The sequence below is a fragment of the Mesorhizobium sp. B3-1-6 genome (assembly GCF_006439555.1).
GTDB lineage: Bacteria > Pseudomonadota > Alphaproteobacteria > Rhizobiales > Rhizobiaceae > Mesorhizobium.
Genome location: NZ_VFTM01000024.1, coordinates 1 through 23,484 on the forward strand (window position 1 = coordinate 1; position 23,484 = coordinate 23,484).

Here is a 23,484-nt window from a genome sequence, read left to right on the forward strand (position 1 = left end):
TGACCGCTTGAAGCGCGCACTGTATTTGGACATGCAAAACCCCCGAAGGTTGTGTCCAACTTTCGGGGGTCAGTTCAAATTGCCAGAGGTTTGTCAGCAGTCTGAACGGGGCAAATGCCCCGCTTTTTTGTTGTCGCCGTGCCGCGCGCGTTGGGCAACATTCGATCGGCTTCAGTGCCTCGACTGGCGCTTTGGCTCGTAGCGGCCGTCCGGCAGCTTGTCGAACATCTCGCCGATCTGCGGATGCCGCACCGGCTCGCCCGACCGGTCCTCGAGCAGGTTCTGCTCGGACACATAGGCGATGTATTCGGTCTCCGAATTTTCGGCCAGAAGATGGTAGAAAGGCTGGTCCTTGCGGGGACGCGCGTCGGCGGGAATGGCCTCGTACCACTCCTCGGTATTGGCGAATTCGGGATCGACGTCGAAGATCACGCCGCGGAACGGAAACAGCCTATGGCGAACCACTTGTCCGATCGAGAATTTGGCCGTTTTCATCACGTTCACCACTTAGGTTCCGAGGCGCCTGTCGTGGCTGCGCGCAAGGCGCCTAAGACCTTGAATTTACACGTCACCAGGCCAAAAATCGACCCCGACTTTCGGCTTGGTGCCTATTTGGCGCAGACGCTGCGGCAATTCAATAGCCGAACTCCTTGACCTTAGCCGAAGCAACGGGTTAGCCCCGCACGGGAGTTTTCCCGCCCGAGCGAAAATGTCTGACATCATCGGTCTCGTTCTTCCATTCTTCGGCATGATCTTTGTCGGTTTCCTGGTGGCGCGCATCACCAGGCAGCCGCTGGAGGCGCTCGGCTGGATGAACATTTTCATCGTCTATGTCGCGTTGCCGGCTTTGTTCTTCCAGTTACTCGCCAAGACGCCGTTCGAGCAGTTGACGGAGTGGAGCTTCATCCTCGGCTCGCTGGTCGCCACCTACGCGATCTTCACGCTGATGTTCGCCTGGTCGGTCTTCGTTTCCCGTGACGGGATCGCGCCGGCGACGATCACCGCCCTTGCAGCCGCTTACGGCAATATCGGCTATATGGGACCGGGCCTTGCTTTGCTGGCGTTCGGCGAGCAGGCGGCGGTGCCAGTGGCGCTGATCTTCTGCTTCGAGAACATCGTGCATTTCACCGTCGCGCCGATGATGATGGCGTTGTCGGGCAAGGAGAAAGCGCCGCCGCTCCAACTGGCGTTCGGCGTCGTGAAGAAGATCGCGCTGCATCCCTTCATCATCGCGACGGCCCTTGGCGTCGCCGCCGCCTATGTGGAATTCCGCCCGCCGCTGCCTGTCGATCGCTTCCTCGACTATCTCGCCCGCGCGGCCGCGCCTTGCGCCTTGTTTGCGATGGGGGTGACGCTGGCGCTCAGGCCGCTCAACCGCGTGCCGCACGAGCTTGCATTGATCGCCGGGCTGAAGCTGGTCGTCCACCCGCTGCTTTGCTATGTCGTGCTGAGCTGGATCGGCAATTTCTCGCCGAGCTGGGTCTTTTCCGCCATGCTGCTGGCGGCGCTGCCGACGGCGACCAACGTCTTCGTGATCGCGCAGCAATACGACGTGTGGGTGCAGCGGGCTTCGGCCAGCGTGCTGATCACGACATGCCTTTCGGTGGTGACGGTGACCGCGCTGCTCTACGCGATCCGGCACGGAATCCTACGGGCCGACCTCTTTCCTTAAGCCGCCGGCAATCGCGCGAAAACCGCTGCCGGGCCGCAGTCCCTCGCGCATGAAGAAGGCGCGCAGCGGGGCGAAGCCGCCCAGCGCGTTGAGGCCGGCGCTGCGCGCCAGCTGCGCCGGCAGCATGTCGGACAAGAGCGACATGTTGAGCAGGTTCACCGCGCCGCTGCGCGCCCATATGTCGGGCCGGCGCCTCGTGTCATAGGAGGCTAGGCTTCGGCGCGATCCGGGATCGCTGCTGTTTTCACTCGCGATTCCAACCAGATCGTCGATATCCCTGATGCCGAGGTTGAGGCCTTGGGCGCCGATCGGCGGAAACACATGCGCTGCCTCGCCGACCAGCGCCACGCGGTTTTGCGCGAAGCGACCGGACGAGGCCGCCGACAAGGGATAGACCTGGCGGCCCGGCTCGACCGAGACCCGGCCAAGCATCGATTGCATCTGTTCCTCGACCCGCCCCGACAGGGCTGCATCGTCGAGCGCGGCAAGCTCCTGCGCCGTTTGCGGCTTGACCACCCAGACAAGGCTCGAGCGCCTGCCGGGCAGCGGAACCTGCGTGAACGGCCCTGTTTCGGTGTGGAACTCGGTCGAAACGAAGCCGTGCTCGCTGCGGTGGCTGAAATTGAGCACGAGCGCCGATTGCGGATAGGGCCGCGCAGAGGCGCGAATGCCGGCGGCTTCCCGCGCCGGGGACAGGCGTCCGTCGGCGGCGACCGCCAGGGACGCGGAGATTTCGCTGCCGTCGGCCAGCCGGGCGCGGGCCTGATCGGCGTCGAGGCGCCATGACTCGACAATGGATTTCAGCCATTCGACGCCGCGATGGGCCGAAACGGCCTTGGCGAGGATGGGGATCAGAACCTTGTTCGGCAAATTGAGTCCGAACCGTTCCTCGCCGATCTCGCTGGCGCGAAAGGTCACGGTCGGGCTTCGGATCAACCGGCGGGTTGCGTCGACGATGCGCATCACCTTGAGCGGCGCGGCCTGCGGCTTCAGTTCGGCAAGGATGCCCAGCCGGTCGAGAACCTTCAGCGCTGGATTCATCAGGGCGGTGGTGCGGCCGTCGGTGGTGTTGGCCTCGGGGCCGACCAGCGTCACGTCAAAACCGGCCTCGGCAAAGCCGAGCGCCGCGATCAAGCCGGCCGGACCGCTGCCGGCAACCAGGATGCGGGCTTTGTCGTTGTGCTCCACGCCAAGCTTCCACAATGCGAGGCGACCCGTCGGGCCTTTATGCGGATATAGGGCAGATCAGCCGGCTTGATCAACGCGGCGATTCAGCCCATTCGAATGCCATGAGTGGTGAGCAGCACGATTTCAGCCATCTCGACCGGGCGGGCCGCGCGACGGCGGGCGTGGCGCGCAGCCCGCGCCGCGCTGTCATGCTGACGATCGGTATGGGCGTCGCTCTTGCCTGGCTCCTGCTCGGCGCGATGGCGATACGCGGCGCTGAAAGCAGCCCCGCCGGCGTCCCCGGCGACATGCTGCTGAAGAATCTGCCGAGCCTGCCGTTGCCGAGTGTTCTGGACCGGTTCTTCGCTCTTTGCCTCGCGCCCGCGCCGCTTGCCGGCCCGGCCGGCCTGCAGGCGCCGGCGCTGGTGCTGATGTGGTTCCTGATGGCCGTGGCGACGATGCTGCCTTCGGCGGCGCCCTTGATCCGCACCTATTGCGAAATCGCCGACACGGCGAGAATCAAGGGCGAACCCGCCGTTCATCCGCTGGTGCTTGTCGCCGGATACCTTACCACATGGCTTGGCGCATCCGTGGGCTTCACGCTGTTGACGCTTGCGATCTACGCCTTTGCCGGTTCCGGCCGGATGCTCGATCCCGCCATCGGCATTGCCGGCGGCGCCGCGCTGCTCGTCGCCGGCCTCTATCAGTTCAGCGGCCTGAAACAGGCATGCCTGGAAAAGTGCCGCAACCCGTTCTTGATCCTGTTCGCCAACTGGAGCGCGAAACCAGCCCGCATCTTCCGTTTGGGGCTGGAGCAGGGCGCCTGGTGCCTCGGTTGCTGCTGGGCGCTGATGCTGGTGATGTTCGCCGTCGGCGCGATGAACCTCTTCTGGATGGCGTTGATCGGCCTGTTCACCCTGATCGAAAAACAGACCACCGGCAGGGTGGTCAGCCGGGTTGCCGGTGCGATACTGCTTGTGTGGGCGGCTGCCCTGCTATTAGTTTCGGCGTGAGGGGGAGAATTCGATGAGCGACCAAAGCTGGGCAATGAAAGGGGAGTTGGTACTCTCCTGCAATTGCACGGTTTTCTGTCCCTGCGTGCTGTCGCTCGGCAACCATCCGCCGACCGAGGGTTATTGCCAGACCTGGGCCGGCTTCCGCATCGACGCAGGCCATTTCGGCGATGTCGACCTGTCGGGCCTCAATCTTGGCCTGATCATGGAAATCCCCGGCTATATGAGCCGCGGCAACTGGACGGCCGGACTGTTCATCGACAAGCGCGCCTCGGTCTATGCGGTGAAGGCGCTGACGAAGATCTTCACCGGCAGGGCCGGCGGCACGACATCGCTGCTTTCGATCCTGGTCGGGAAATTCCTCGGCGTCGAGCAGGTACCGATCACCTACGAGACGCGCGACAAGACGCGCGTCTTCCAGATACCGAAGATCATAGACGGTGCGGTGACGCCAATTCCCGGCAAGGATCGCGAGAAGGATACGGTGATCACCAATTCGGAATATTGGATCGCGCCGGAAATCATCGTGGCGAAGTCCGACAAGAGCAAGATGCGGGCCTTCGGCCGCAACTGGAATTTCGCCGGCCGCTCGGCCGAAATCTGCAAGCTGGACTGGCGGGGACCGTGAGCAAGAACACAGCGGCCAGGAAGGCAGCCAAGAAGATCGCAGAGCGGCTTCCGTTGCCGAAGAAGAAGGTGACGTGGCCGCAGGCGCGCGCGTTCTCGGTTCATCTGCTCACCGCGTCAGGATCGTTCCTTGCCTTCCTGTCGCTGGTGGCGGCGAGCGAGGAACGCTGGACGGCGATGTTCTGGTGGCTGGGGCTGGCGCTTTTCGTCGACGGCATCGACGGCCCGATCGCCAGGAAGCTCGAGGTCAAGGAAATCCTGCCGACGTGGTCGGGCGAGCTCCTCGACAACATCATCGACTATGTCACTTACGTGCTCATACCGGCCTTCGCGCTCTATCAGCGTGGCTTCATGGGCGAGAACCTGTCTTTCCTGTCCGCGGCCATTATCGTCGTCTCCAGCGCGATCTACTATGCCGACACCGGCATGAAGACGAAGGAGAATTTCTTCAAGGGGTTCCCGGTCGTCTGGAACATGGTGGTGTTCACGCTCTTCGTCATAGAGCCGGGCCAATGGGTGTCTTTTGCCGTTGTGGTGGTCGCAGGCATTTTGACCTTCCTGCCGATCAATTTCATCCATCCGGTGCGCGTCGTGCGGCTGAGGCCGGTCAATCTCGGCATGACGCTTTTATGGTGCGCCTTCGGCGCGCTGGCGCTGGCGCAGGCAGCACTTGCCGCCTTCTACGACAAGATCGGCGTGCTGGGAGAGCAGGTCAACAGCTTCACCAAGATCGGCATCACGATCACCGGCCTCTATCTCGCCTGCATCGGAGGCGTCATGCAGATGTTTCCCAATCTGGGCACCAAGAAGTCCTGATCCTGGATCAGGATAATTTTTGGTCGAATGGTCATCCTGGCGCTGCTGTCTATCGGCGCATGACGCTTCGAAAACCGGTTCTCCCTTTCGGGATCATGTTCCAGATTGTGTACGTATCATTCAGAGAGTTGAGCGATGTCCAAGGCAATCCGCATCCACGCCAATGGCGGTCCCGAAGTCCTGGCCTATGAAAATGCCGATCCGGGCCAGCCGGGAGAAGGCCAGATCCTGATCCGGCACACGGCGATCGGCCTCAACTTCATCGACGTCTATCACCGCTCAGGGCTTTACCCGCCACCCGGCGGCTTTCCGCTGATCCCGGGCGGCGAGGCGGCAGGGGTCGTGCTGGCGCTCGGTACCCGCGTCGACTGGCTGAAGCCCGGCGACCGCATTGCCTATGCGGTCAATGTCGGGGCCTATTGCGAGAAACGGGTGATCGCCGCCGACCGTGTGGTCAAGGTGCCGGACGGCATCAGCGACGAACAGGCGGCGGCCATGATGCTGAAGGGCATGACGGCCGAATACCTCTTGCGCCGCACCTTTCCCGTCAAGGCCGGCGACACGATCCTCTATCACGCCGCCGCCGGCGGCGTCGGCCTGATCCTCGGCCAATGGGCAAAGCATCTCGGCGCGACGGTGATCGGCACCGCGAGTTCCGCCGACAAGATCGAACTCGCCCGGGCGCATGGCTTCGACCACGTCATCAACTACAAGGATCAGGATTTCGTCGCCGGCGTCGCGGCGCTTACCGGCGGGAAGAAATGCGACGTCGTCTACGACTCGGTCGGCGCCGACACCTTTCCGGCATCGCTCGATTGCCTGCGGCCGCTCGGCATGTTCGTGAGTTTCGGCCAGTCGTCCGGGCCGATCCCGCCTTTCTCGATGTCGCTGCTGGCGCAGAAGGGCTCGATCTATGCGACCCGGCCGACGCTGTTCGTTTACAACGCCAAGCGCGAGGATCTGGTGAAGTCGGCCGAAGCGCTTTTCGACGTGGTCGAGAGCGGCGCCGTCGAGATCAAGATCAACCAGCGCTATGCGCTGAAGGACGCGGCAAAGGCGCAAGCGGATCTCGAAGCGCGCAAGACAACGGGAACGACTGTCCTCATTCCCTAGAGCGCTTTACACTTCGGCATCATGGCTTAGCCGGCTGCCCTGTTTTTCGGCGACTTGCCGTCCCCGAAGGCAGGGCTTTGCCCGAAAAGCGTTGTTGATTTGCTGTCGTTCTCTACGGGTCTATCTTAGCCCTTGAGTTTCCGCTGAAATTCTTGAAGCTCTTTCAAGTCGGGTGCTGCTTTCCGACTGGAGCCGGCCGCGCATACCATGCTTTCGGGAACACAGAACATATCTGGGAAACCAGATGGGAGGCACTGTGAGTGCAAATCATGACAGGGCGAACCTGCTTGAGGTTCGTGGTCTAACCAAGATTTTCGGCACACTGACGGCGTGCGATCACATCGATCTCAATATCGCAAAAGGCGAGATCCACGCGTTGCTCGGCGAGAACGGCGCCGGCAAGTCGACGCTGGTCAAGATGCTGTTCGGATCGCTCGAGCCGAACTCGGGCGAGATCTTCTGGGACGGCAAGCCGGTCAAGATCACCAGTCCGGGCGTGGCCAAGAAGCTCGGCATCGGCATGGTGTTCCAGCATTTCTCGCTGTTCGAAGCGCTTACTGCGGCCGAGAACATCGCGCTTTCGCTCAATGACGGTTCGCCAATCGGCAGCATCGCGGCGAAGGCGAGGGCGCTGTCTTACAGCTACGGCCTGCCGCTCGATCCGGATTCGCTGGTCGGAGACCTCTCCGTCGGCGAACGCCAGCGCATCGAGATCATCCGCTGCCTGTTGCAGACGCCGCAGCTCATCATCCTCGACGAGCCGACCTCGGTGCTGACGCCGCAGGAAGCCGACAAGCTGTTCGAAACGCTGGAGCGCCTGCGCTCGGAAGGCAAGTCGATCCTCTACATCTCGCACCGGCTGGAAGAGGTCAAACGCATCTGCGACCGCGCCACGGTGCTGCGCCATGGCAAGGTTGTCGGCCATTGCAACCCGCGCCAGGAGACCGCCGCGTCGCTCGCCCGCATGATGGTCGGCAGCGAGGTCAAGGCCGTGGTGCGCGCGCCGGCCGAAGGCATCGAAACGGCGCCGGCGCTGCTGGAAATCCGCGGGCTTACCCGCAAGCCGGCGACCCCTTTCGCCATTCCGCTCAAGAACATCAACCTCACCGTGCGCGCCGGCGAAGTGATCGGCATCGCGGGCGTGGCCGGCAACGGCCAGGGCGAGTTCTTCGAATCCGTCTCCGGCGAAGTGCTGCAGCAGGATGCCGGCTCGGTCCGCATTCGCGGCAAGGACGCCGGAGGCCTATCGATCACCGGCCGCCGCCTGATGGGCGCCGCCTTCGTGCCGGAAGAGCGCCTCGGCCATGGCGCGGCACCGCGCATGAAGCTTTCGGAGAACCTGCTGCTCTCGCGTCACGCCACCGACGGCAAGGCTTTCGTCGGCTCAGGCGGCATGGTCAAGAACGGCGCGGTGTACAGCGCCGCGCAGCGCATCATCACAGCCATGGACGTGCGCAAGAGCGCGCCCGATCCGGAGGCGGCTGCGCTGTCGGGCGGCAATCTGCAGAAATTCATCGTCGGCCGCGAGCTCGACCGCAAGCCGAGCGTGATGATCGTCAACCAGCCGACCTGGGGCGTGGATGCCGGGGCTGCCGCCCATATCCGCCAGGCACTCATCGAGCTTGCCCGCAGCGGCTCGGCGGTCCTCGTCATCAGCCAGGACCTCGACGAATTGTTCGAACTGTCGGATGCGATTGCCGTCATGCACAACGGAGAACTGTCGGTGCCGCTGCCGATCGCCGAGGCGACGTTCGAGAAGATCGGCCTGTTGATGGGCGGCGCCGAGCCCGGCCACGCCGAACACAGCCTGGAGGTGGCATGATGCGTATCGAACTCGTCAAACGCCCGCAGCGCTCGGCGCTGTTCTCGATGCTATCGCCCTTCATCGCCTTCGCGCTGACGATCATCGCCGGCGCCATCATGTTCGCCCTGCTCGGCGTCAATCCGCTCAACGCCTTCCAAATCTATTTCGTCGAGCCGATCAGCCAGGTCTGGCAGCTGCACGAACTGGCGATCAAGGCAGCACCGCTCATCCTGATCGCGGTCGGCTTGTCGGTCTGCTACAAGGCCAACATCTGGAACATCGGCGCCGAAGGCCAGTTCATTTTCGGCGCGATCTTCGGCTCGATCATCCCGGTGCTGTTCCCGCAATTCGAAGGCCCGCTGGTGATCCCGCTGATGCTTCTGCTCGGTATGGTCGGCGGCGCGTTCTACGCTTCCATCCCGGCGTTGTTGAAGACCCGCTTCAGCACCAACGAGATCCTGACCAGCCTGATGCTGGTCTATGTCGCGCAGCTCTTCCTCGACTGGCTGGTGCGCGGTCCATGGCGCGATCCGCAAGGCCATGGCTTCCCGCAGACGATTCAGTTCGGCGATTCCGCTGTGCTGCCCGAGCTGATGCCGGATGCCGGCCGCGCCAATTGGGGCTTCGTCTTCGCCCTGGTGGCCGCCGTGCTGGTCTGGCTGATGATGAGCCGCATGCTCAAGGGTTTCGAGATGCGCGTGCTGGGCTCCAGCCCAAGGGCAGGGCGCTTCGCCGGCTTCGGCTTCAACCGGATGGTGTTTTTCACCTTCCTTCTGTCCGGCGCGCTGGCCGGCCTTGCAGGCATCTCGGAAGTCTCCGGCGCCATCGGCCAGTTGCAGCCGGTGATATCGCCCGGCTACGGCTTCACCGCCATCATCGTCGCCTTCCTCGGCAGGCTCAATCCGCTGGGTATCGTGGCCGCGGGCCTAGTGCTGGCGCTGACCTATCTGGGCGGCGAGGCGGTTCAGAGCGCCCTCGGCATTTCCGACAAGGTGGCGCGCGTCTTCCAGGGCATGCTTTTGTTCTTCGTGCTCGGCTGCGACACGCTCATCCATTACCGCATTCGCCTGATCGGCATGGCACTGACGAAGCCGAACGGCGCGGCGCAGCTCGAGGCGGCGCCCAAGCTCGAGGAGGCCCGCTGATGGACATCGCCGTCAACATCCTTTTGACCATTGCGACCGCGGCGACGCCGCTACTAATCGCGGCGATCGGTGAGCTGGTGGTCGAGCGCTCCGGTGTGCTCAATCTCGGCGTCGAGGGCATGATGATCATGGGCGCCGTCGGCGGCTTCGGTGCCGGCTACCTCACCGGGTCGCCGTGGATCGGCCTGCTTGCCGCTATCATCGTCGGCGCGCTGTTCTCGCTGCTGTTCGCCGTCATGACGCTGTCGCTCGCGACCAACCAGGTGGCGACCGGCCTGTCGCTGACGCTGCTCGGTCTCGGCCTTTCCGGCATGATCGGCACCAGCTTTGTCGGCCAGCCGGGCGTGAGATTACCAAATCTCGACATCCCGGGGATCAGCTCGATCCCGGTCGTCGGCAGGCTGATCTTCGGCCAGGATCCGGTCTTCTACATCTCGACCGCGCTGACCGCGGCGGTGATGTGGTTCCTGTTCAAGACGCGCACAGGGCTTACGCTGCGCTCGATCGGCGACAGCCATACGTCGGCGCACGCGCTTGGCATCAAGGTCATCCGCTACCGCTATCTCGCCGTGATCTTCGGCGGCGCCTGCGCCGGCCTTGCCGGCGGGCACCTGTCGCTGGTCTACACGCCGCAATGGGTGGAGAACATGAGTGCGGGCCGCGGCTGGATCGCGCTGGCGCTGGTGGTGTTCGCTTCCTGGCGCCCGTGGCGGGTGCTGGCCGGCGCTTACATCTTCGGCGCGGTGTGGATCGGCCAGCTTCATGCACAGGCTTTTGGCATTCCGGTGCCTTCACAGTTTCTTTCTTCGCTGCCCTATCTGGCAACCGTCGTGGTTCTCGTTCTAATCTCGCGCAACAAGCGGCTGACGATGATGAACACGCCGGCTTCGTTGGGGCAGCCATTTGTTCCGGATCGTTGACAATAACAAAAAGACGGGAAGCTCCAAGGCTTAACTCAGAGAGGTAACACAATGAAAAAACTGCTTATTGCGTTGATGACCACGGCCGCGGCCCTGTCCCTGGCGGCAACCGCCCAGGCTGCTGACAAGCTCAAGGCCTGCTGGGTCTACACGGGTCCGATCGGCGACTTCGGCTACTCCTACCAGCACGACCAGGGCCGGCTCGAAGTCGAAAAGGCGCTCGGCGACAAGGTCGAGACCGCCTATCTCGAAAACGTCTCGGAGGGCCCGGACGCCGACCGCGCTTTCGAGCGCCTGGCGCGCGAGAATTGCAAGATCATCTTCGGCACTTCCTTCGGCTTCATGGATGCCGAGGTGAAGGTCGCCAAGAAGTTTCCCAAGGTGATGTTCGAGCATGCCACCGGCTTCAAGACCGGCGACAATCTCGGCATCTACAATGCGCGCTTCTATGAAGGCCGCTATGTGCTCGGCCAGATCGCGGCCAAGGAATCGAAGAAGGGCCTCGCCGGCTACATCGTTTCCTTCCCGATCCCGGAAGTGGTGATGGGCATCAACTCCTTCATCCTCGGCGCCCAATCGGTCAATCCCGACTTCAAGGTGAAGATCGTGTGGGTGAACTCCTGGTTCGATCCGGGCAAGGAAGCCGACGCCGCCAAGGCGCTGTTCGACCAGGGCGCCGACATCATCGTCCAGCACACCGATTCGACCGCCGCGCTGCAGGTCGCCGAGGAGCGCAAGCTGCATGGTTTCGGCCAGTCGTCCGACATGATCAAGTTCGCGCCAAACGCGCAGCTGACCTCACTGACCGACGAATGGGGCCCGTACTATATCAGCCGCGTCCAGGCGGCGCTCGACGGCAGCTGGAAGCCGGACAATGTCTGGCTCGGCATCAAGGACGGCGCCGTCAAGCTCGCGCCCTATACCAACATGCCGGACGATGTGAAGGCGATGGCCGAGGCGACCGAGAAGAAGATCGCCGGCGGCTGGAACCCCTTCACCGGGCCTGTCTCCAAGCAGGATGGTTCGCCCTGGTTGAAGGACGGCGAAGTCGCCGACGACGGCACGCTGCTCGGCATGAATTTCTACGTCAAAGGCATCGACGACAAGCTGCCGCAGTAAGCGGCAAGTCGTGGAACCGAAACGGAAAAGGGCGCCCGGGCGCCCTTTTTCTTTGAAACTGCGAAGGTTCGCATGGGCTGTCAGACCGCCGAGCCGTAAAGGTCGTACGCGTCGGCGCGGTCGATCTTGACCGTGACGATCTCGCCGGCGCGCAGCGGCCGCCGCGACTGGATGTGCACCGAGCCGTCGATCTCCGGCGCGTCGTATTTGGTGCGGCCTTTGCCGGATGTGCCATGCGCCTCGTCGATCAGCACCGGCAGGCGCTTGCCGACTTTCCTGGCGAGCTGCGCTGCCGAGATTTTCTGCTGGCGCTGCATGAAACGGTGCCAGCGCGCTTCCTTGATCTCGTGCGGCACCTGTTCCAGCCCGAGGTCGTTGGAGCGCGCGCCCTTGACCGGCTCGTATTTGAAACAGCCGGCGCGGTCGATCCTGGCTTCGTCTAGCCAGTCGAGCAGCATCTGAAAATCGTCTTCGGTCTCGCCGGGAAAACCGACGATGAAGGTCGAGCGGATGGTGAGGTCAGGGCAGACCTCGCGCCAGCCGCGGATGCGGTCCAGCGTCTTTTCGCCATGCGCGGGGCGCCGCATGTTCTTCAGCACCTGTGGCGAGGCGTGCTGGAAGGGAATGTCGAGATAGGGGAGGATCTTTCCCTCCGCCATCAGCGGAATGACGTCGGCGACATGCGGGTACGGGTACACATAATGCATGCGTATCCAGATGCCGAGCCTGCCGAGCTCCTCGGCCAGGTCGAGGAATTTCGCCCGCACCTCGCGGTCGCCGAACATCGACGTCTGGTACTTGATGTCGATGCCGTAGGCGCTGGTGTCTTGCGAGATGACGAGGATCTCCTTGACGCCGGCCTTGGCGAGCTTTTCGGCCTCGCGCAGCACGTCCGCGGCCGGGCGCGAGATGAGATCGCCACGCAATGCCGGGATGATGCAGAAGGTGCAGCGGTTGTTGCAGCCCTCGGAAATCTTCAGATAGGCGTAGTGGCGCGGCGTCAGCTTCACGCCCTGCGGCGGCAGCAGGTCGACATAGGGATCGTGGCTCGGGGGGGCCGCTTCATGCACCGCAGCCATCACGCTCTCATAGGCCTGCGGGCCGGTGATCGCCAACACATTGGGGTGTTTTTCGCGGATGACCTCCGGCTCGGCGCCGAGGCAGCCTGTGACGATGACGCGACCGTTCTCCGACAGTGCCGAGCCGATGGCGTTGAGCGACTCGTCGCGCGCGGAATCGAGGAAGCCGCAGGTGTTGACGACGACGAGGTCGGCGCCGTCATGCTTGCGTGCGATCTCATAGCCCTCGGCGCGCAGTCGCGTGATGATGCGCTCGGAATCGACGAGCGCCTTCGGGCATCCAAGACTGACGAAACTGACGCGTGGGGCGGACATGGACTTTTTTCCAAGAGATGAGAGCGAGATCGAGGATTGAGCCTCAGGCTCCGGAGATCGATCTACGCGCGCGGCTTTGAGCCATTTCGCGCGGCGCAATAGCACGCTTCGGCAGAGATGCAAACCTGCCAGCCGGCCAGGAAAAGGCGATGCGGCAAACGCTCGCCTGAAAGGGCGTCAGTGGCCGTCCGGCCCGAACCATGGCGCCAGGAAGGCAAAATGGTCGGGAAACTGCTGCACGGCGCCTCCCAGAAGCATGTTCACGGCGACATACAGGATGATCAGCAGGCCGATATAGGCGATCCAGCGGTATTTGTGCAGCAGGCGCGCGACGAAGGATGCGGCAAAGCCCATCAGCGCGATCGAAAGGACCAATCCGATGATCAGCACCGTGGGATGCTTCATGGCTGCGCCGGCGACGGCAAGCACGTTGTCGAGCGACATCGAGACGTCGGCGATGACGATCTGCCAGGCGGCCTGCGAGAAGGTCTTGCGCGGGCCTTTGCCAGCGATTTTGCCGTCCTTGTTGTAGTCGCCGTTCGACAGTGCTTCCGTCGCGTCGCGCTCATCCTCGTGGCTGACGCGCAGCTCGCGCCACATCTTCCAGCACACCCACAGAAGCAGGAGTCCGCCGGCGATGAGCAGCATGGGGCCGATGCTCAGCAGCCATTGCGTGATCAGGGCAAAGATTATGCGCAGGACGGTGGCTGCCGCGATGCCGACCAGGATGGCGCGCTTGCGCTGATCCGCGGGAAGCCCGGCCGCCGCGAGGCCGATCACAATCGCGTTGTCGCCCGCGAGCGCGAGATCGATTGCGACGACCTGGAGGAGAGCCGAAAGGCCTGCGGCAGTGAATATTTCCATCGACTAGAAATCCTTGCCTGAAATGAGCGTAGCCTTTACCGAGACGGCCCTAAAGGCATGGTCCATCGGCGTCAAGGCGCAGGTTTGGACATCGCCGGAAAACAACGCCGGCGGCGCAAGCCCTCAAGGATTTCGGGTGGTTGCCGGCAAGCTGGCGAGGCCGAAAACTAGTCGTAGAGATTATATTTGGCCCAGTCGGATTCCGGGATTTCGTCGCCGATCTTGTAGCGGAACTGCAGCACTTCCATATGGTCCGGCGCGGTCTGGCATTTGAACTTCAGCCGGTACCATTGGCCATTGCTGCGGAAGGCGGCGCCCGAGCTCTTGATGGCATCGGCGCTCATCTGCGGCGTGGCGAAGGCGTAGGCCACGACGCGGTCGGCCTTGTAGTTGCGATCGTCGTGGCTGATCCGGTCGAGCACCTCGGCGTCACAGCGCTGCTCGAGGCGAGTCTGCGGATCGAGTTTCATCAGGCCGGCGCGCAAGGCATTGTCCATCGCCTTGGCCGGCAAGACCGGCGTCAGCGACGCCAGAACCATCAGGCAGAGCTTTTTCATGGGCGCGAGAAGAAGCATATTTTGTCCGAGAAATCAAATAAACGGTGGTTTACCAACTGTTGACCGTTCCACCAATGCGCGCCGGAAACCGCTTCGTCTGACGGCGGCGCGCTAGGCTTCAGCTTCGATCACCGCGTCGTCACCTCGCTGCCGGTCTCGCTGGGCCTGCAGCTCGGTACCACGATCGGCGTCGGCGACGGCCAGTCGCTGCAGGCCTGGGGCCGCGCGGCCTGGGTGCATGAGTTCGAGCCAGACCGCTCGGTGAAGCCAAGCTTCCAGGCGGCTCCGGGCACCTCCTTCGTCATCCAGGGCACCTCGGCCGCCGAGGACGCGGTTGCGGTCAATGCCGGGCTGAAGATGAACTGGAGCTCAAACACCTCGATGTTCGCCGCCTTCGACGGCAAGTTCGGTGACGGCTTGCAGAGCTATGGCGGCGATGTCGGTCTCAAGGTGAACTGGTAGAGGGACTGGCGACCAACCTCGACCGAGGATCGCGCCCCGATCCTGCGAAGCTTGAACCGCGATGCAAGGTGGCGGAGGGAGTGGTTTTTAAACTCTTCGATTCCATAGCTCGCCGAACTTCTGTTGGTTGCGAGAGGGAGGTTGGGCGGAAGAGCAGCAAATATTCAAACAGGCGCTGGCGCGGTCGATCTGCGACAACTTCACAACGAATTAAACGATCAATGGTGCGCTCGACCTAGGGAATGGCAAGTGGGGTAAAGGTAGGGGTCCATTCTGGCTTGCTGGTGAGCTTTGCGACGGTCGCAATGGCAGAGGCAAGTGGGCAGATTAAAACTTGTAGCTCACACCAACGCGAACTGCGTGGTCTCGAATTTTCATAGTTTCGATCACATCCGGAAAGACTGGGGCCTCATTTCCGCTTGCGGTCCCGAAGTCAGTGTAGCGATACTCTAGTCGCGCGCTCCATTTATCAGCGAACGCGTACTCCAATCCGGCACCGATGGTCCAACCGGTTTTGGTCTTCGTCCAAGATTGCAAAGTTGCCGGGTCCGGGCCGCCGGCAAAGCGGAAATTGCCAAAGGCAACGCCACCGGTAACATAGGGCAGGAAGCGATCGAAGGCGTATCCGACCCTAACGCGCGCGGAGCCTTGCCAGCGCAAATCGGCGCTACCGGCACCCAAACTTAAAATTGGCTTGTTAAAACTGCCTTTGACATTGGCGTATTCGATATCGCCTTCCACACCAACGACAAGCGGCGAGTCGAATTGGTGATTGTATCCAACGTACAGGCCACCAACAAAGCCGCTTGGAGTAAAAGTCCCGCTTGGGTAAGGGGCGTGAGGGCCGTTGAAACTGTAGCTGGTCCTCGCCCACTCGTAACCGGCTTGAGCCCCGACGTAGAGCCCCGTCCAGTTGTACGTAGACGCCACCGGGTCCGAGGCTAGAACGCCAGCAGCGAAAGCGCCGCCAGTAGAAGCAATGAGAGTTGCGGTCGCGAGCAGAATCGATTTCATGCCAGGCTCCGTGTTACGCATCAGGGGCTATAGGAGCAACGTCTTAGCGGCAACATCTGTACTTCCGAGCCTTCAGGCGATTTCAATGCCCTGTTGCGGCGAAGCAACACGACCTGGAAAGGGACGTTATCAGAGCACGTCATGGCCGGCGGGACGCATGGATTTTCACAGGGGCGGGCCGGTCAGGTTGGAGATTCATAAGCTGCCAAGAGGGTGAGAGATGCTGTTGCATGGCGTCGCATACCGTCTGAATCAATAGCATTTCGAATAGCGGGCATTTTGGCGGGTAAGCTTTGAAAAAATGCTAAATTATTAAATTAAATCAAGTCATTGTGGCGGAGGGAGTGGGATTCGAACCCACGGTGAACTTGCGCCCACGCCGGTTTTCAAGACCGGTGCCTTAAACCGCTCGGCCATCCCTCCATCGTGATCTTCACGAGGCGCTTCGTCCTGTTGGTGCCAAAGGCCGTGCCGACAGGATCGAGAGCGCCCATGCTCTAGTGCGACGCGCAAAGACCTGTCAATCGCAGGAACGGCTCAATCCATTGTTTTGCGGACCCGGGGACAGCCGGTTCGTTGCATTGACAGTGCCGTCAAGAGCCTGTCAATCTCAATCTGCTAATATTTCAAACAGGGGGCAATCGTGAAGAAAACCTACGAGAAACCCGTGCTGACAAAGCGTGGCATGCTGTCTCGTGCGACGGCCCAGCAGGTGCCGTCCGATGCGCGGGCGGATTAGCGGACAACCTTTACTCTTATTCGGATTTGATGCCGTCGATCTTGTGGGCCGACGTTGTTGGCAGCAGGGCATTCTCGAAGAGCGCGGATTTTCCGAGCGTGGTGGTATCGCCTCGCGCCATAATCTCGCCCTGTTGCGGCCATAATCGATTAACATCGTAATAAGCAATTCCTGTGCAAAAGGGATTGGGGATCAAGGTGTTGGCCTGGCGGGCGACTTCTGGCCCCGACGGGTGGCAGCACGGTAGGGGACAATCGAAAACATGCAGATTCCGGCGCGCCCGCGTCTTCGTCGCGCTTCTGCTTTCGCCCTGTGCGCCCTTTCGGGCCTGCTTTTGGCTGCCTGCGCCTCGCAGCCCGAACCCAAAGGGATGATCTACAAGAAGGCCCGCTCCAAGGAATATTTCGCCGAATCCGAATATGGCGTGAAAGCGAGCCCGCGTGTCCAGTTCATGCGGCGCGGCGGCGGCCGCGACCAGCTCGGCAAGCCCTACCAGGTGCGCGGCAAGTGGTACTATCCCAAGGAAGACAAGGGCTACGCCAAGGTCGGGCTTGCTTCCTGGTATGGCGATGCGTTCCACGGCCGGCTGACCGCCAATGGCGAGATCTATGACATGACGCATCTGACGGCGGCGCATCCGACGATGCCGCTGCCGAGCTATGCCCGCGTCACCAATCTGGAGACCGGCAGCTCGGTGATCGTGCGCGTCAATGACCGCGGCCCCTATCACGAAGGCCGCATCATCGACGTCTCCGAACGCGCGGCGCAGATGCTCGACTATGCCAAGGTCGGCACGGCCAGGGTCAAAGTCGAATATGTCGGCCGCGCGCCGCTCGACGGCGACGACGACCGGTATCTGGTGGCTTCCTACCACCCCGGCAACAACCGGCCGGATCCTTCGGACGGCCTACCGACCGGCGTGATGGTGGCCATGAACGGCCCATCGCCGAGCCTGCCGGTGGGCGCGCCGCCGGCCGCCGTGCCGTTCCCTGGCCAATTGACCAATTCGGGCGAGGCCTTTGCCGCGCAACCGGGCCTGTCGGAGCAGCCGGCCGTGCAGCCGGCTGCATTCTCGGTGCAGGGCGCCAGCGATGTCGTGCTGCCCGATTTCGGGCCGATCGTACCGGAACGGCCGGATCTTACGCTCCCGTCGAACTCGCCCTTCGCCATGGCTTCGCTGTCTTACGCGGACGAAAGGGTAAAGCGCGCGGATGTCTTTGCGGCGCTCGATGCCGGCGGCATGTCGCCGGCCGATGTCCTGCAGTCGTGGCGGAAATCGATCCGTCAGGAACAGACGCCCGCATCCGACTACGTCGCCGCCGGCTCCTTCGACGAGGCCGCGGAGGCAAAGCGCGTGGCCGCGGCGCTCGAGCCGTTCGGCCGGGCCGAGATCCAGCGCACCGAACTCGACGGCAATGACTGGTATGCGGTCAACGTCTACCCGGACGGCCATGGCAGCATCGACGACCTGCTTCAGGCAGCCTGGTCGCATGGCGCGCCGGATGCGCTGGCTGTGCGTAACTGATCAAATTCGCGCGGCCCGTTGATCCGGTCGAAACAATCCTGATAGCTTGGCCGCGGGGTAGTTTTGCGCAATTCCGGGTGGCTCCACGCTTCCGGTATTGCCCAGATTGGGTCGACATTTCATGCAATTGCGCCTTTTTCCACCTTTCGCCAGCCTTCTGGGATTGGTGCTGGCGCTGCTTTGCTCCGTCCCGGCCGGCGCGCAGCTTTTCGAGACCAAGGCGACGCAGGCGTTCATGATCGATGCCGACACCGGCACCGTGCTCTTCGCCAAGGACCCCGACAAGCCGATCCCGCCGGCCTCGATGGCCAAGCTGATGACGATGGAAATGGTCTTCAACGCCATCAAGTCGAAGCGGATCACGCTCGACGACACTTTCGTCGTCAGCGAAAACGCCTGGCGCACCGGCGGCGCGCCATCCGGGACCTCGACCATGTTCGCCAAGCTCAAATCCGCGGTCCGCGTCGAGGATTTGATCCAGGGCGTCACCGTGCAGGCGGCCAATGACGGCTGTATCGTGCTCGCCGAGGGCATGGCGGGCTCGGAAGCGAATTTCGCCGCCCAGATGACCGATCGCGCCCGTCAGCTCGGCCTCTCGAAATCCACCTTCGTCAATTCGACCGGCCTGCCGGCGGACGGCCAGCAGACGACGGTGCGGGAGCTGACGATGCTGGCGCTGCATCTGTGGCGCGACTATCCGGAATTCTTCCACTACTACGGCCAGCCGGACTTCACCTGGAACAAGATATCGCAGAGGAATCGCAATCCGCTGATCGCCATGGGCATCGAAGCCGACGGCTTCGTGGCCGGCGCCAGCGAGCAGGCGGGCTTCGGCCTGGTCGGCACCGTCAGCCACAACGGCACGCGCGTGATCGCCGCTCTCAGCGGACTGGCAAATGACCGCGAACGCTCCGAAGAGGCGCGCAAGCTGCTCGACTGGGGCTCGCGGTCATTCCAGAAGACCGAGATCTTCGCCAAGGACGAGGTGGTCGGCGAAGCAGAGGTTTTCGGCGGCGCCAAGTCGGGCCTAGCCTTGAAAGCCAAAGGCCCGGTGGACATCTTTCTGCCGATCGCCAACCGCGACAAGCTGACCGCCAGGATCGTCTACCAGGGCCCGGTGTCGGCGCCGATCGAGGAAGGGCAACCGGTCGGGGAACTGCGCGTTTGGATAGGCGACACGCTGAGCCAGCAGACGCCGCTCTATGCCGCCGAGTCGGTGAAGGTGGGTACGCTGCCGCAGCGCGCGCTCGACGCGGCCAAGGAACTCGCTGTCGGCTGGCTGCGTCAGAAACATTTGTGATCGGGCAAGTTCGTGGACCTTTTGTCGGACGAGAGCTATGACAGCGGCCAGCATGGGCAAAGGCAGTCTCGATTGGCGAGCGGATTTTTCATCACCTTCGAGGGCGGCGAAGGAGCAGGCAAGTCGACGCAGATCGAGCGGCTGGCGCGGCGCATGCGCGCCAAGAAGTATGAGGTGCTGGTCAGCCGCGAACCGGGTGGATCGCCCGGCGCCGAGGCCGTAAGGCATGTGCTCCTGTCCGGGGCGGCCGAGCCGTTCGGCCCGAAGATGGAGGCGATCCTGTTCGCCGCCGCGCGCTCCGACCATGTCGAGCAGGTCATCCGGCCGGCGGTCGAGCGCGGCTCGGTCGTGCTGTGCGACCGTTTCATCGATTCCTCGCGCGTCTACCAAGGGGTCACGGGCGGCCTCGATGCCGATTTCATGAAGGCGCTGGAGGCAGTGGCCATCAACGGCATGATGCCGGACATGACGCTGATCTTCGACATCGATCCCGCTGAAGGCCTCAAGCGGGCCGCCGCGCGGCGCGGCGCCGGGGACGCCGCCGACCGCTTCGAGAAGGAGACATTGGCCATCCACCGGCGACGGCGCGAGGCTTTCCTTGCCATCGCCGAGGCGGAGCCGGAGCGCTGCATCGTCGTCGACGCTTCCGCCGATCCCGATACGGTGGAGGATGTCGTCACCGCCGCCGTCTTCGCGGCGCTGGAAGAACGGATGCCGGCGCAAAGGATTGAGACGGCGCCTGCATGATCTTCGAACGCATCGCCCCCGAGCAGCATGACACGCTGGACGGCGTGCCTGAGCCGGCTGAAACGCCGCGGCTGATCGGCCACGCGACGGCGGCAGGGATGCTTGCCGGCGCCTACCGCGCCGGCAAGCTGCCGCATGCGCTGATTTTCGCCGGGCCGCAAGGCATCGGCAAGGCGACGCTGGCGTTCCACATGGCGCACCATCTTCTGAGATATCCGGATTTCAAGACGGCGCCCGACGCGCTCGCCGTTCCCGATCCGGCCTCCTCGCTGTTTCGCCAGATTGCCACCGGCGCGCATCCTTCGGTGCTGCATCTCACCCGTCCGGCCAATGACAAGACCAAGAGCTTCAAGACGGTGCTGACCGTCGACGAGATCCGCAAGGTCAGCCGCTTCCTCTCGATGACCTCGCATGACGGCAGCTACCGCGTCGTCATCGTCGATCCGGCCGACGACATGAACATCAATGCCGCCAATGCCTTGCTCAAGAATCTCGAAGAGCCGCCGGCACGCACCCTGTTCATTCTGGTGGTGCACGCACCGGGCAGTCTGTTGCCGACGATCCGCTCGCGCTGCCAGATGGTGCGGCTCGCGCCTCTGGCCGCCGACGAGCTGATGGCGGTGCTGGAAAATGTCGAGCCGCCGCCGCCGGACGATCCGGCCGCGCGCGCAGCACTTGCCGAGCGGGCAGGGGGCAGCGCCCGCAACGCGATCCTGCTCACCCAATATGGCGGGCTGGAGATCGCCGGAGCGCTCGACGCACTGGTGGCGGCCAGGAAGCCCGACATTGCCGGCGCCCACCGCCTTGCCGAGGCCGTGGCGGGACGCGATCAGGCGATCCAGTTCGACATCTTCAACCGCCGCGCGCTCGACCTGCTTTCGACCGCCGCCAGCGAAGCGGCGCTGGCCGGCGACCTCGCCAGGGCCAAATCGCTGTCCGAGGCTTGGCACGAAGCGCTGAACACGATATCTGAGGCCGAGACCTACAACCTCGACAAGAAGCAGCACGCTCTGACCATGATCGACCGCTTGAATTCTGCGATGCGAATGTGAATGCGCCCTTGTCCTCGGGATGGCAATCGCCGTCTCGATGAGATATCCACCGCCACACTTCCCATTCAGACATTCATGGCGATTTCATCCATGGCACGCGAAAAATTCTATCTGACCACCCCGATCTTTTATCCGAATGGCAAGCCGCATATCGGCCATGCCTATACGGTCATTGCCAGCGACGCGCTGGCCCGCTTCCAGCGGCTGGACGGCAAGGACGTGTTCTTTCTCACGGGCACTGACGAGCATGGTCTCAAGATGCAGCAGACGGCCGAGAGGGAAGGCATCACGCCCTTAGAGCTTGCCGACCGCAATTCAGCAATCTTCCGCTCGATGACCGAGACCCTCGGCGCCTCAAATGACGAATTCATCCGCACGACCGAACCACGCCATTACGCGTCCTGCCAGGCGATCTGGAAGGCGATGGCCACGAATGGCGACATCTATCTGGACCGCTACAGCGGCTGGTATTCGGTGCGGCAGGAGGCCTATTTCGACGAGAGCGAAACCACGCTCGGCGAGGATGGCGTGCGCCGCGAACCGCTTGGATCGCCAGTCGAATGGAACGAGGAGGAAAGCTATTTCTTCCGGCTGTCCGCCTATCAGGACAAGTTGCTGGCGCTGTATGAAACCCAGCCGGATTTCGTCGGTCCGGCGGAGCGCCGCAACGAGGTGATGAGCTTCGTCAAGTCCGGCCTGAAGGATCTGTCGATCTCAAGAACCACCTTCAAGTGGGGCGTTCCGGTGCCCGGCGACGACAAGCATGTTATGTATGTGTGGGTCGATGCTTTGACCAACTACATCACCGCCGCCGGTTATCCCGATACCAAGTCCCAGAAATGGAGCTTTTGGCCGGCCACGCATGTCATCGGCAAGGATATCGTGCGCTTCCATGCCGTTTACTGGCCGGCATTCCTGATGTCGGCGGGGATCGAGCTGCCGAAACGGGTCTTTGCCCACGGTTTCCTGTTCAACCGCGGCGAGAAGATGTCGAAGTCGGTTGGCAATGTCGTCGACCCGTTCGCCATGGTCGAACATTACGGACTCGACCGCGTGCGCTACTTCTTCCTGCGCGAGGTGCCGTTCGGCCAGGACGGCAGTTACAGCCATGAGGCGATCGTCAACCGCACCAATGCCGATCTCGCCAACGGCCTCGGCAATCTGGCGCAGCGGTCGCTGTCGATGATCGCCAAGAACTGTGGTGGCAAGGTGCCGGCGCGCGGCGACCTTACCGAGGCCGACACGGCGATCCTCGACCAGGCGATCGAAGCGTTGGCGGTTTCTCGCAGGGCGATGGCGGAGCAGGGCATCCACCTGGCGCTGGCGGCGATCTTCGGCGTTGTTGCCGAAGCCGATCGCTATTTCGCTTCGCAGGAGCCCTGGGCGCTCAAGAAGACCGACCCGGAGCGCATGGAAACAGTCTTGTGGACAACGGCCGAACTGGTGCGGCGTGTGGCACTGCTTTGCCAGCCCTTCGTTCCCGGATCGGCCGCGAAACTGCTCGACCTGTTGGCCGTGCCCGCGGACAAACGCGCTTTCGAGCATGTCCACGCCGACCACGCGCTGGTGCCCGGCGCGGCATTGCCGGCGCCGGAGGGCGTGTTTCCGCGCTATATCGAGCAGGACGGCAACAACTGATGCTGGTCGACAGCCATTGCCATCTCGACTTTCCGGACTTCGCCGAGGAGCGGGCGGCTATCGTCGCCCGCTCCCTCGCCGCCGGCATCGGTCGCATGGTGACGATCTCGACGCGCGTGAGGCGCTTTCAGCAAATCCTTGAAATCGCTGAAACTTTCAATGAGGTCTATTGCTCGGTCGGCACTCATCCGCACAATGCCGCGGAAGAGCTGGACGTCACCGCCGACGAGCTGGTGCGGCTTTCCGACCATCCCAAAGTGGTGGCGATCGGCGAAGCCGGGCTCGATTACTATTATGACAAGGCGCCGCGCGATGCGCAGGCGCAAGGCTTTCGCACCCATATCGCGGCCGCGCGCCGGACCGGCCTGCCGCTGGTCATCCATTCGCGCGATGCCGACGACGACATGGCGGCGATCCTCGAGGACGAAACAGGGAAGGGCGCTTTCCCCTTCATTCTGCACTGTTTTTCGTCCGGACGCAGGCTGGCCGAAGTCGGCGTGGCGCTGGGCGGCTATGTCTCCTTTTCCGGCATCCTGACCTTCAAGAATTCCACCGAATTGCGCGCCATCGCCGCCGACGTCCCGCGCGACCGGCTGCTGGTCGAAACAGACGCACCCTACCTTGCGCCGGTCCCGCATCGCGGAAAACGCAACGAACCGGCCTATGTGGCGAACACGGCAAAGGTGCTTGCCGAGACCATCGGCGTAAGCGACGCCGAGATCGCCGATATCACCACCGGAAACTTCTTCCGGTTGTTCACCAAGATGCCGCGTCCCGACAGGGCGACAGGCTGAGG

At 62.9% G+C, this 23,484-nt stretch carries 22 protein-coding genes, 1 tRNA gene and 1 pseudogene; 16 read left to right on the forward strand and 8 right to left on the reverse strand.

The window, feature by feature from the left end; genetic code table 11:
• Positions 1 to 171: 171 nt before the first annotated feature.
• On the reverse strand, positions 172 to 495 hold the full coding sequence (hspQ, locus tag FJ414_RS20675) for a heat shock protein HspQ (protein WP_181167067.1): 324 nt from the start codon (positions 493 to 495) through the stop codon (positions 172 to 174).
• A gap of 214 nt (positions 496 to 709) precedes the next feature.
• On the opposite strand from hspQ, the gene FJ414_RS20680 reads away from it, so the two are divergent.
• Positions 710 to 1,672 (forward strand): AEC family transporter, encoded by a 963-nt coding sequence (locus FJ414_RS20680; protein ID WP_140646197.1) that lies wholly within the window; start codon positions 710 to 712, stop codon positions 1,670 to 1,672.
• Here FJ414_RS20680 and FJ414_RS20685 read toward each other — a convergent pair.
• Entirely contained in the window at positions 1,649 to 2,860 is a 1,212-nt protein-coding gene (locus FJ414_RS20685; protein WP_140646198.1) for a UbiH/UbiF family hydroxylase, read from the reverse strand. The genes FJ414_RS20680 and FJ414_RS20685 overlap by 24 nt on opposite strands.
• A gap of 101 nt (positions 2,861 to 2,961) precedes the next feature.
• Here FJ414_RS20685 and FJ414_RS20690 point away from each other — a divergent pair, with 101 nt between their 5' ends.
• The 8 genes from FJ414_RS20690 to FJ414_RS20725 all read left to right on the forward strand — a co-directional run bounded on the left by FJ414_RS20690 (position 2,962) and on the right by FJ414_RS20725 (position 11,396).
• On the forward strand, positions 2,962 to 3,852 hold the full coding sequence (locus FJ414_RS20690; RefSeq protein WP_140646199.1) for a DUF2182 domain-containing protein: 891 nt from the start codon (positions 2,962 to 2,964) through the stop codon (positions 3,850 to 3,852).
• A 13-nt stretch (positions 3,853 to 3,865) separates the two neighbouring features.
• Positions 3,866 to 4,480 (forward strand): DUF1326 domain-containing protein, encoded by a 615-nt coding sequence (locus FJ414_RS20695; protein WP_140646200.1) that lies wholly within the window; start codon positions 3,866 to 3,868, stop codon positions 4,478 to 4,480.
• Positions 4,477 to 5,295, forward strand: coding sequence for a phosphatidylcholine synthase (gene pcsA / locus FJ414_RS20700; protein ID WP_181167066.1), 819 nt, complete (start codon positions 4,477 to 4,479; stop codon positions 5,293 to 5,295). The genes FJ414_RS20695 and pcsA overlap by 4 nt, the downstream gene beginning before the upstream one ends.
• Before the next feature lie 135 nt (positions 5,296 to 5,430).
• Entirely contained in the window at positions 5,431 to 6,408 is a 978-nt protein-coding gene (locus FJ414_RS20705) for a quinone oxidoreductase (protein WP_140646201.1), read from the forward strand.
• A gap of 244 nt (positions 6,409 to 6,652) precedes the next feature.
• Complete coding sequence (locus tag FJ414_RS20710) at positions 6,653 to 8,230, forward strand: ABC transporter ATP-binding protein (protein WP_181181665.1); 1,578 nt, start codon at positions 6,653 to 6,655, stop codon at positions 8,228 to 8,230.
• Entirely contained in the window at positions 8,227 to 9,357 is a 1,131-nt protein-coding gene (locus tag FJ414_RS20715; RefSeq protein ID WP_140646203.1) for an ABC transporter permease, read from the forward strand. The genes FJ414_RS20710 and FJ414_RS20715 overlap by 4 nt, the downstream gene beginning before the upstream one ends.
• Complete coding sequence (locus FJ414_RS20720) at positions 9,357 to 10,277, forward strand: ABC transporter permease (protein WP_140646204.1); 921 nt, start codon at positions 9,357 to 9,359, stop codon at positions 10,275 to 10,277. The genes FJ414_RS20715 and FJ414_RS20720 overlap by 1 nt, the downstream gene beginning before the upstream one ends.
• Positions 10,278 to 10,328: 51 nt before the next feature.
• The gene (locus FJ414_RS20725; protein WP_140646205.1) at positions 10,329 to 11,396 is read left to right on the forward strand and encodes a BMP family ABC transporter substrate-binding protein; all 1,068 of its coding nucleotides are present in this window, start codon (positions 10,329 to 10,331) and stop codon (positions 11,394 to 11,396) included.
• Between the two features lie 80 nt (positions 11,397 to 11,476).
• Here FJ414_RS20725 and rimO read toward each other — a convergent pair whose 3' ends face one another.
• The 3 genes from rimO to FJ414_RS20740 form a co-directional block, all read right to left on the reverse strand.
• Entirely contained in the window at positions 11,477 to 12,790 is a 1,314-nt protein-coding gene (rimO, locus tag FJ414_RS20730; RefSeq protein ID WP_140646206.1) for a 30S ribosomal protein S12 methylthiotransferase RimO, read from the reverse strand.
• Between the two features lie 177 nt (positions 12,791 to 12,967).
• On the reverse strand, positions 12,968 to 13,654 hold the full coding sequence (locus FJ414_RS20735; RefSeq protein WP_140646207.1) for a TerC family protein: 687 nt from the start codon (positions 13,652 to 13,654) through the stop codon (positions 12,968 to 12,970).
• Between the two features lie 167 nt (positions 13,655 to 13,821).
• Positions 13,822 to 14,229, reverse strand: coding sequence for a DUF930 domain-containing protein (locus FJ414_RS20740; RefSeq protein ID WP_181181666.1), 408 nt, complete (start codon positions 14,227 to 14,229; stop codon positions 13,822 to 13,824).
• A 93-nt stretch (positions 14,230 to 14,322) separates the two neighbouring features.
• Here FJ414_RS20740 and FJ414_RS31540 point away from each other — a divergent pair.
• Positions 14,323 to 14,673, forward strand: a pseudogene (locus FJ414_RS31540) (autotransporter domain-containing protein); the annotation flags it as partial.
• Between the two features lie 327 nt (positions 14,674 to 15,000).
• Here the strand turns inward: FJ414_RS31540 and FJ414_RS20750 are convergent.
• The 3 genes from FJ414_RS20750 to FJ414_RS20760 all read right to left on the reverse strand — a co-directional run bounded on the left by FJ414_RS20750 (position 15,001) and on the right by FJ414_RS20760 (position 16,622).
• A complete protein-coding gene (locus FJ414_RS20750; protein ID WP_181175523.1) occupies positions 15,001 to 15,687 on the reverse strand; it encodes an outer membrane protein in 687 nt (228 codons plus the stop codon).
• Positions 15,688 to 16,020: 333 nt separating this feature from the next.
• Positions 16,021 to 16,110: transfer RNA gene (locus tag FJ414_RS20755), tRNA-Ser, on the reverse strand.
• Positions 16,111 to 16,442: 332 nt separating this feature from the next.
• A complete protein-coding gene (locus FJ414_RS20760; RefSeq protein WP_140646210.1) occupies positions 16,443 to 16,622 on the reverse strand; it encodes a hypothetical protein in 180 nt (59 codons plus the stop codon).
• A gap of 66 nt (positions 16,623 to 16,688) precedes the next feature.
• Here FJ414_RS20760 and FJ414_RS20765 point away from each other — a divergent pair, with 66 nt between their 5' ends.
• From FJ414_RS20765 to FJ414_RS20790, 6 genes are all read left to right on the forward strand, one after another.
• Positions 16,689 to 17,951, forward strand: a complete 1,263-nt coding sequence (locus FJ414_RS20765) for a septal ring lytic transglycosylase RlpA family protein (RefSeq protein WP_140646211.1) — start codon at positions 16,689 to 16,691, stop codon at positions 17,949 to 17,951.
• 121 nt (positions 17,952 to 18,072) lie between these two features.
• Positions 18,073 to 19,251, forward strand: a complete 1,179-nt coding sequence (locus tag FJ414_RS20770; protein WP_140646212.1) for a D-alanyl-D-alanine carboxypeptidase family protein — start codon at positions 18,073 to 18,075, stop codon at positions 19,249 to 19,251.
• 72 nt (positions 19,252 to 19,323) lie between these two features.
• Positions 19,324 to 19,998 (forward strand): dTMP kinase, encoded by a 675-nt coding sequence (tmk, locus tag FJ414_RS20775; protein ID WP_140646286.1) that lies wholly within the window; start codon positions 19,324 to 19,326, stop codon positions 19,996 to 19,998.
• Positions 19,995 to 21,050 carry a DNA polymerase III subunit delta' gene (locus FJ414_RS20780; protein ID WP_140646213.1) on the forward strand — a complete coding sequence of 352 codons (1,056 nt, stop codon included), beginning with the start codon at positions 19,995 to 19,997 and terminating at the stop codon, positions 21,048 to 21,050. The genes tmk and FJ414_RS20780 overlap by 4 nt, the downstream gene beginning before the upstream one ends.
• Positions 21,051 to 21,140: 90 nt before the next feature.
• Positions 21,141 to 22,688 (forward strand): methionine--tRNA ligase, encoded by a 1,548-nt coding sequence (gene metG, locus FJ414_RS20785; RefSeq protein WP_140646214.1) that lies wholly within the window; start codon positions 21,141 to 21,143, stop codon positions 22,686 to 22,688.
• Positions 22,688 to 23,482 (forward strand): TatD family hydrolase, encoded by a 795-nt coding sequence (locus tag FJ414_RS20790; protein ID WP_140646215.1) that lies wholly within the window; start codon positions 22,688 to 22,690, stop codon positions 23,480 to 23,482. Before metG ends, FJ414_RS20790 begins: the two co-directional genes overlap by 1 nt.
• Positions 23,483 to 23,484: the final 2 nt, after the last annotated feature.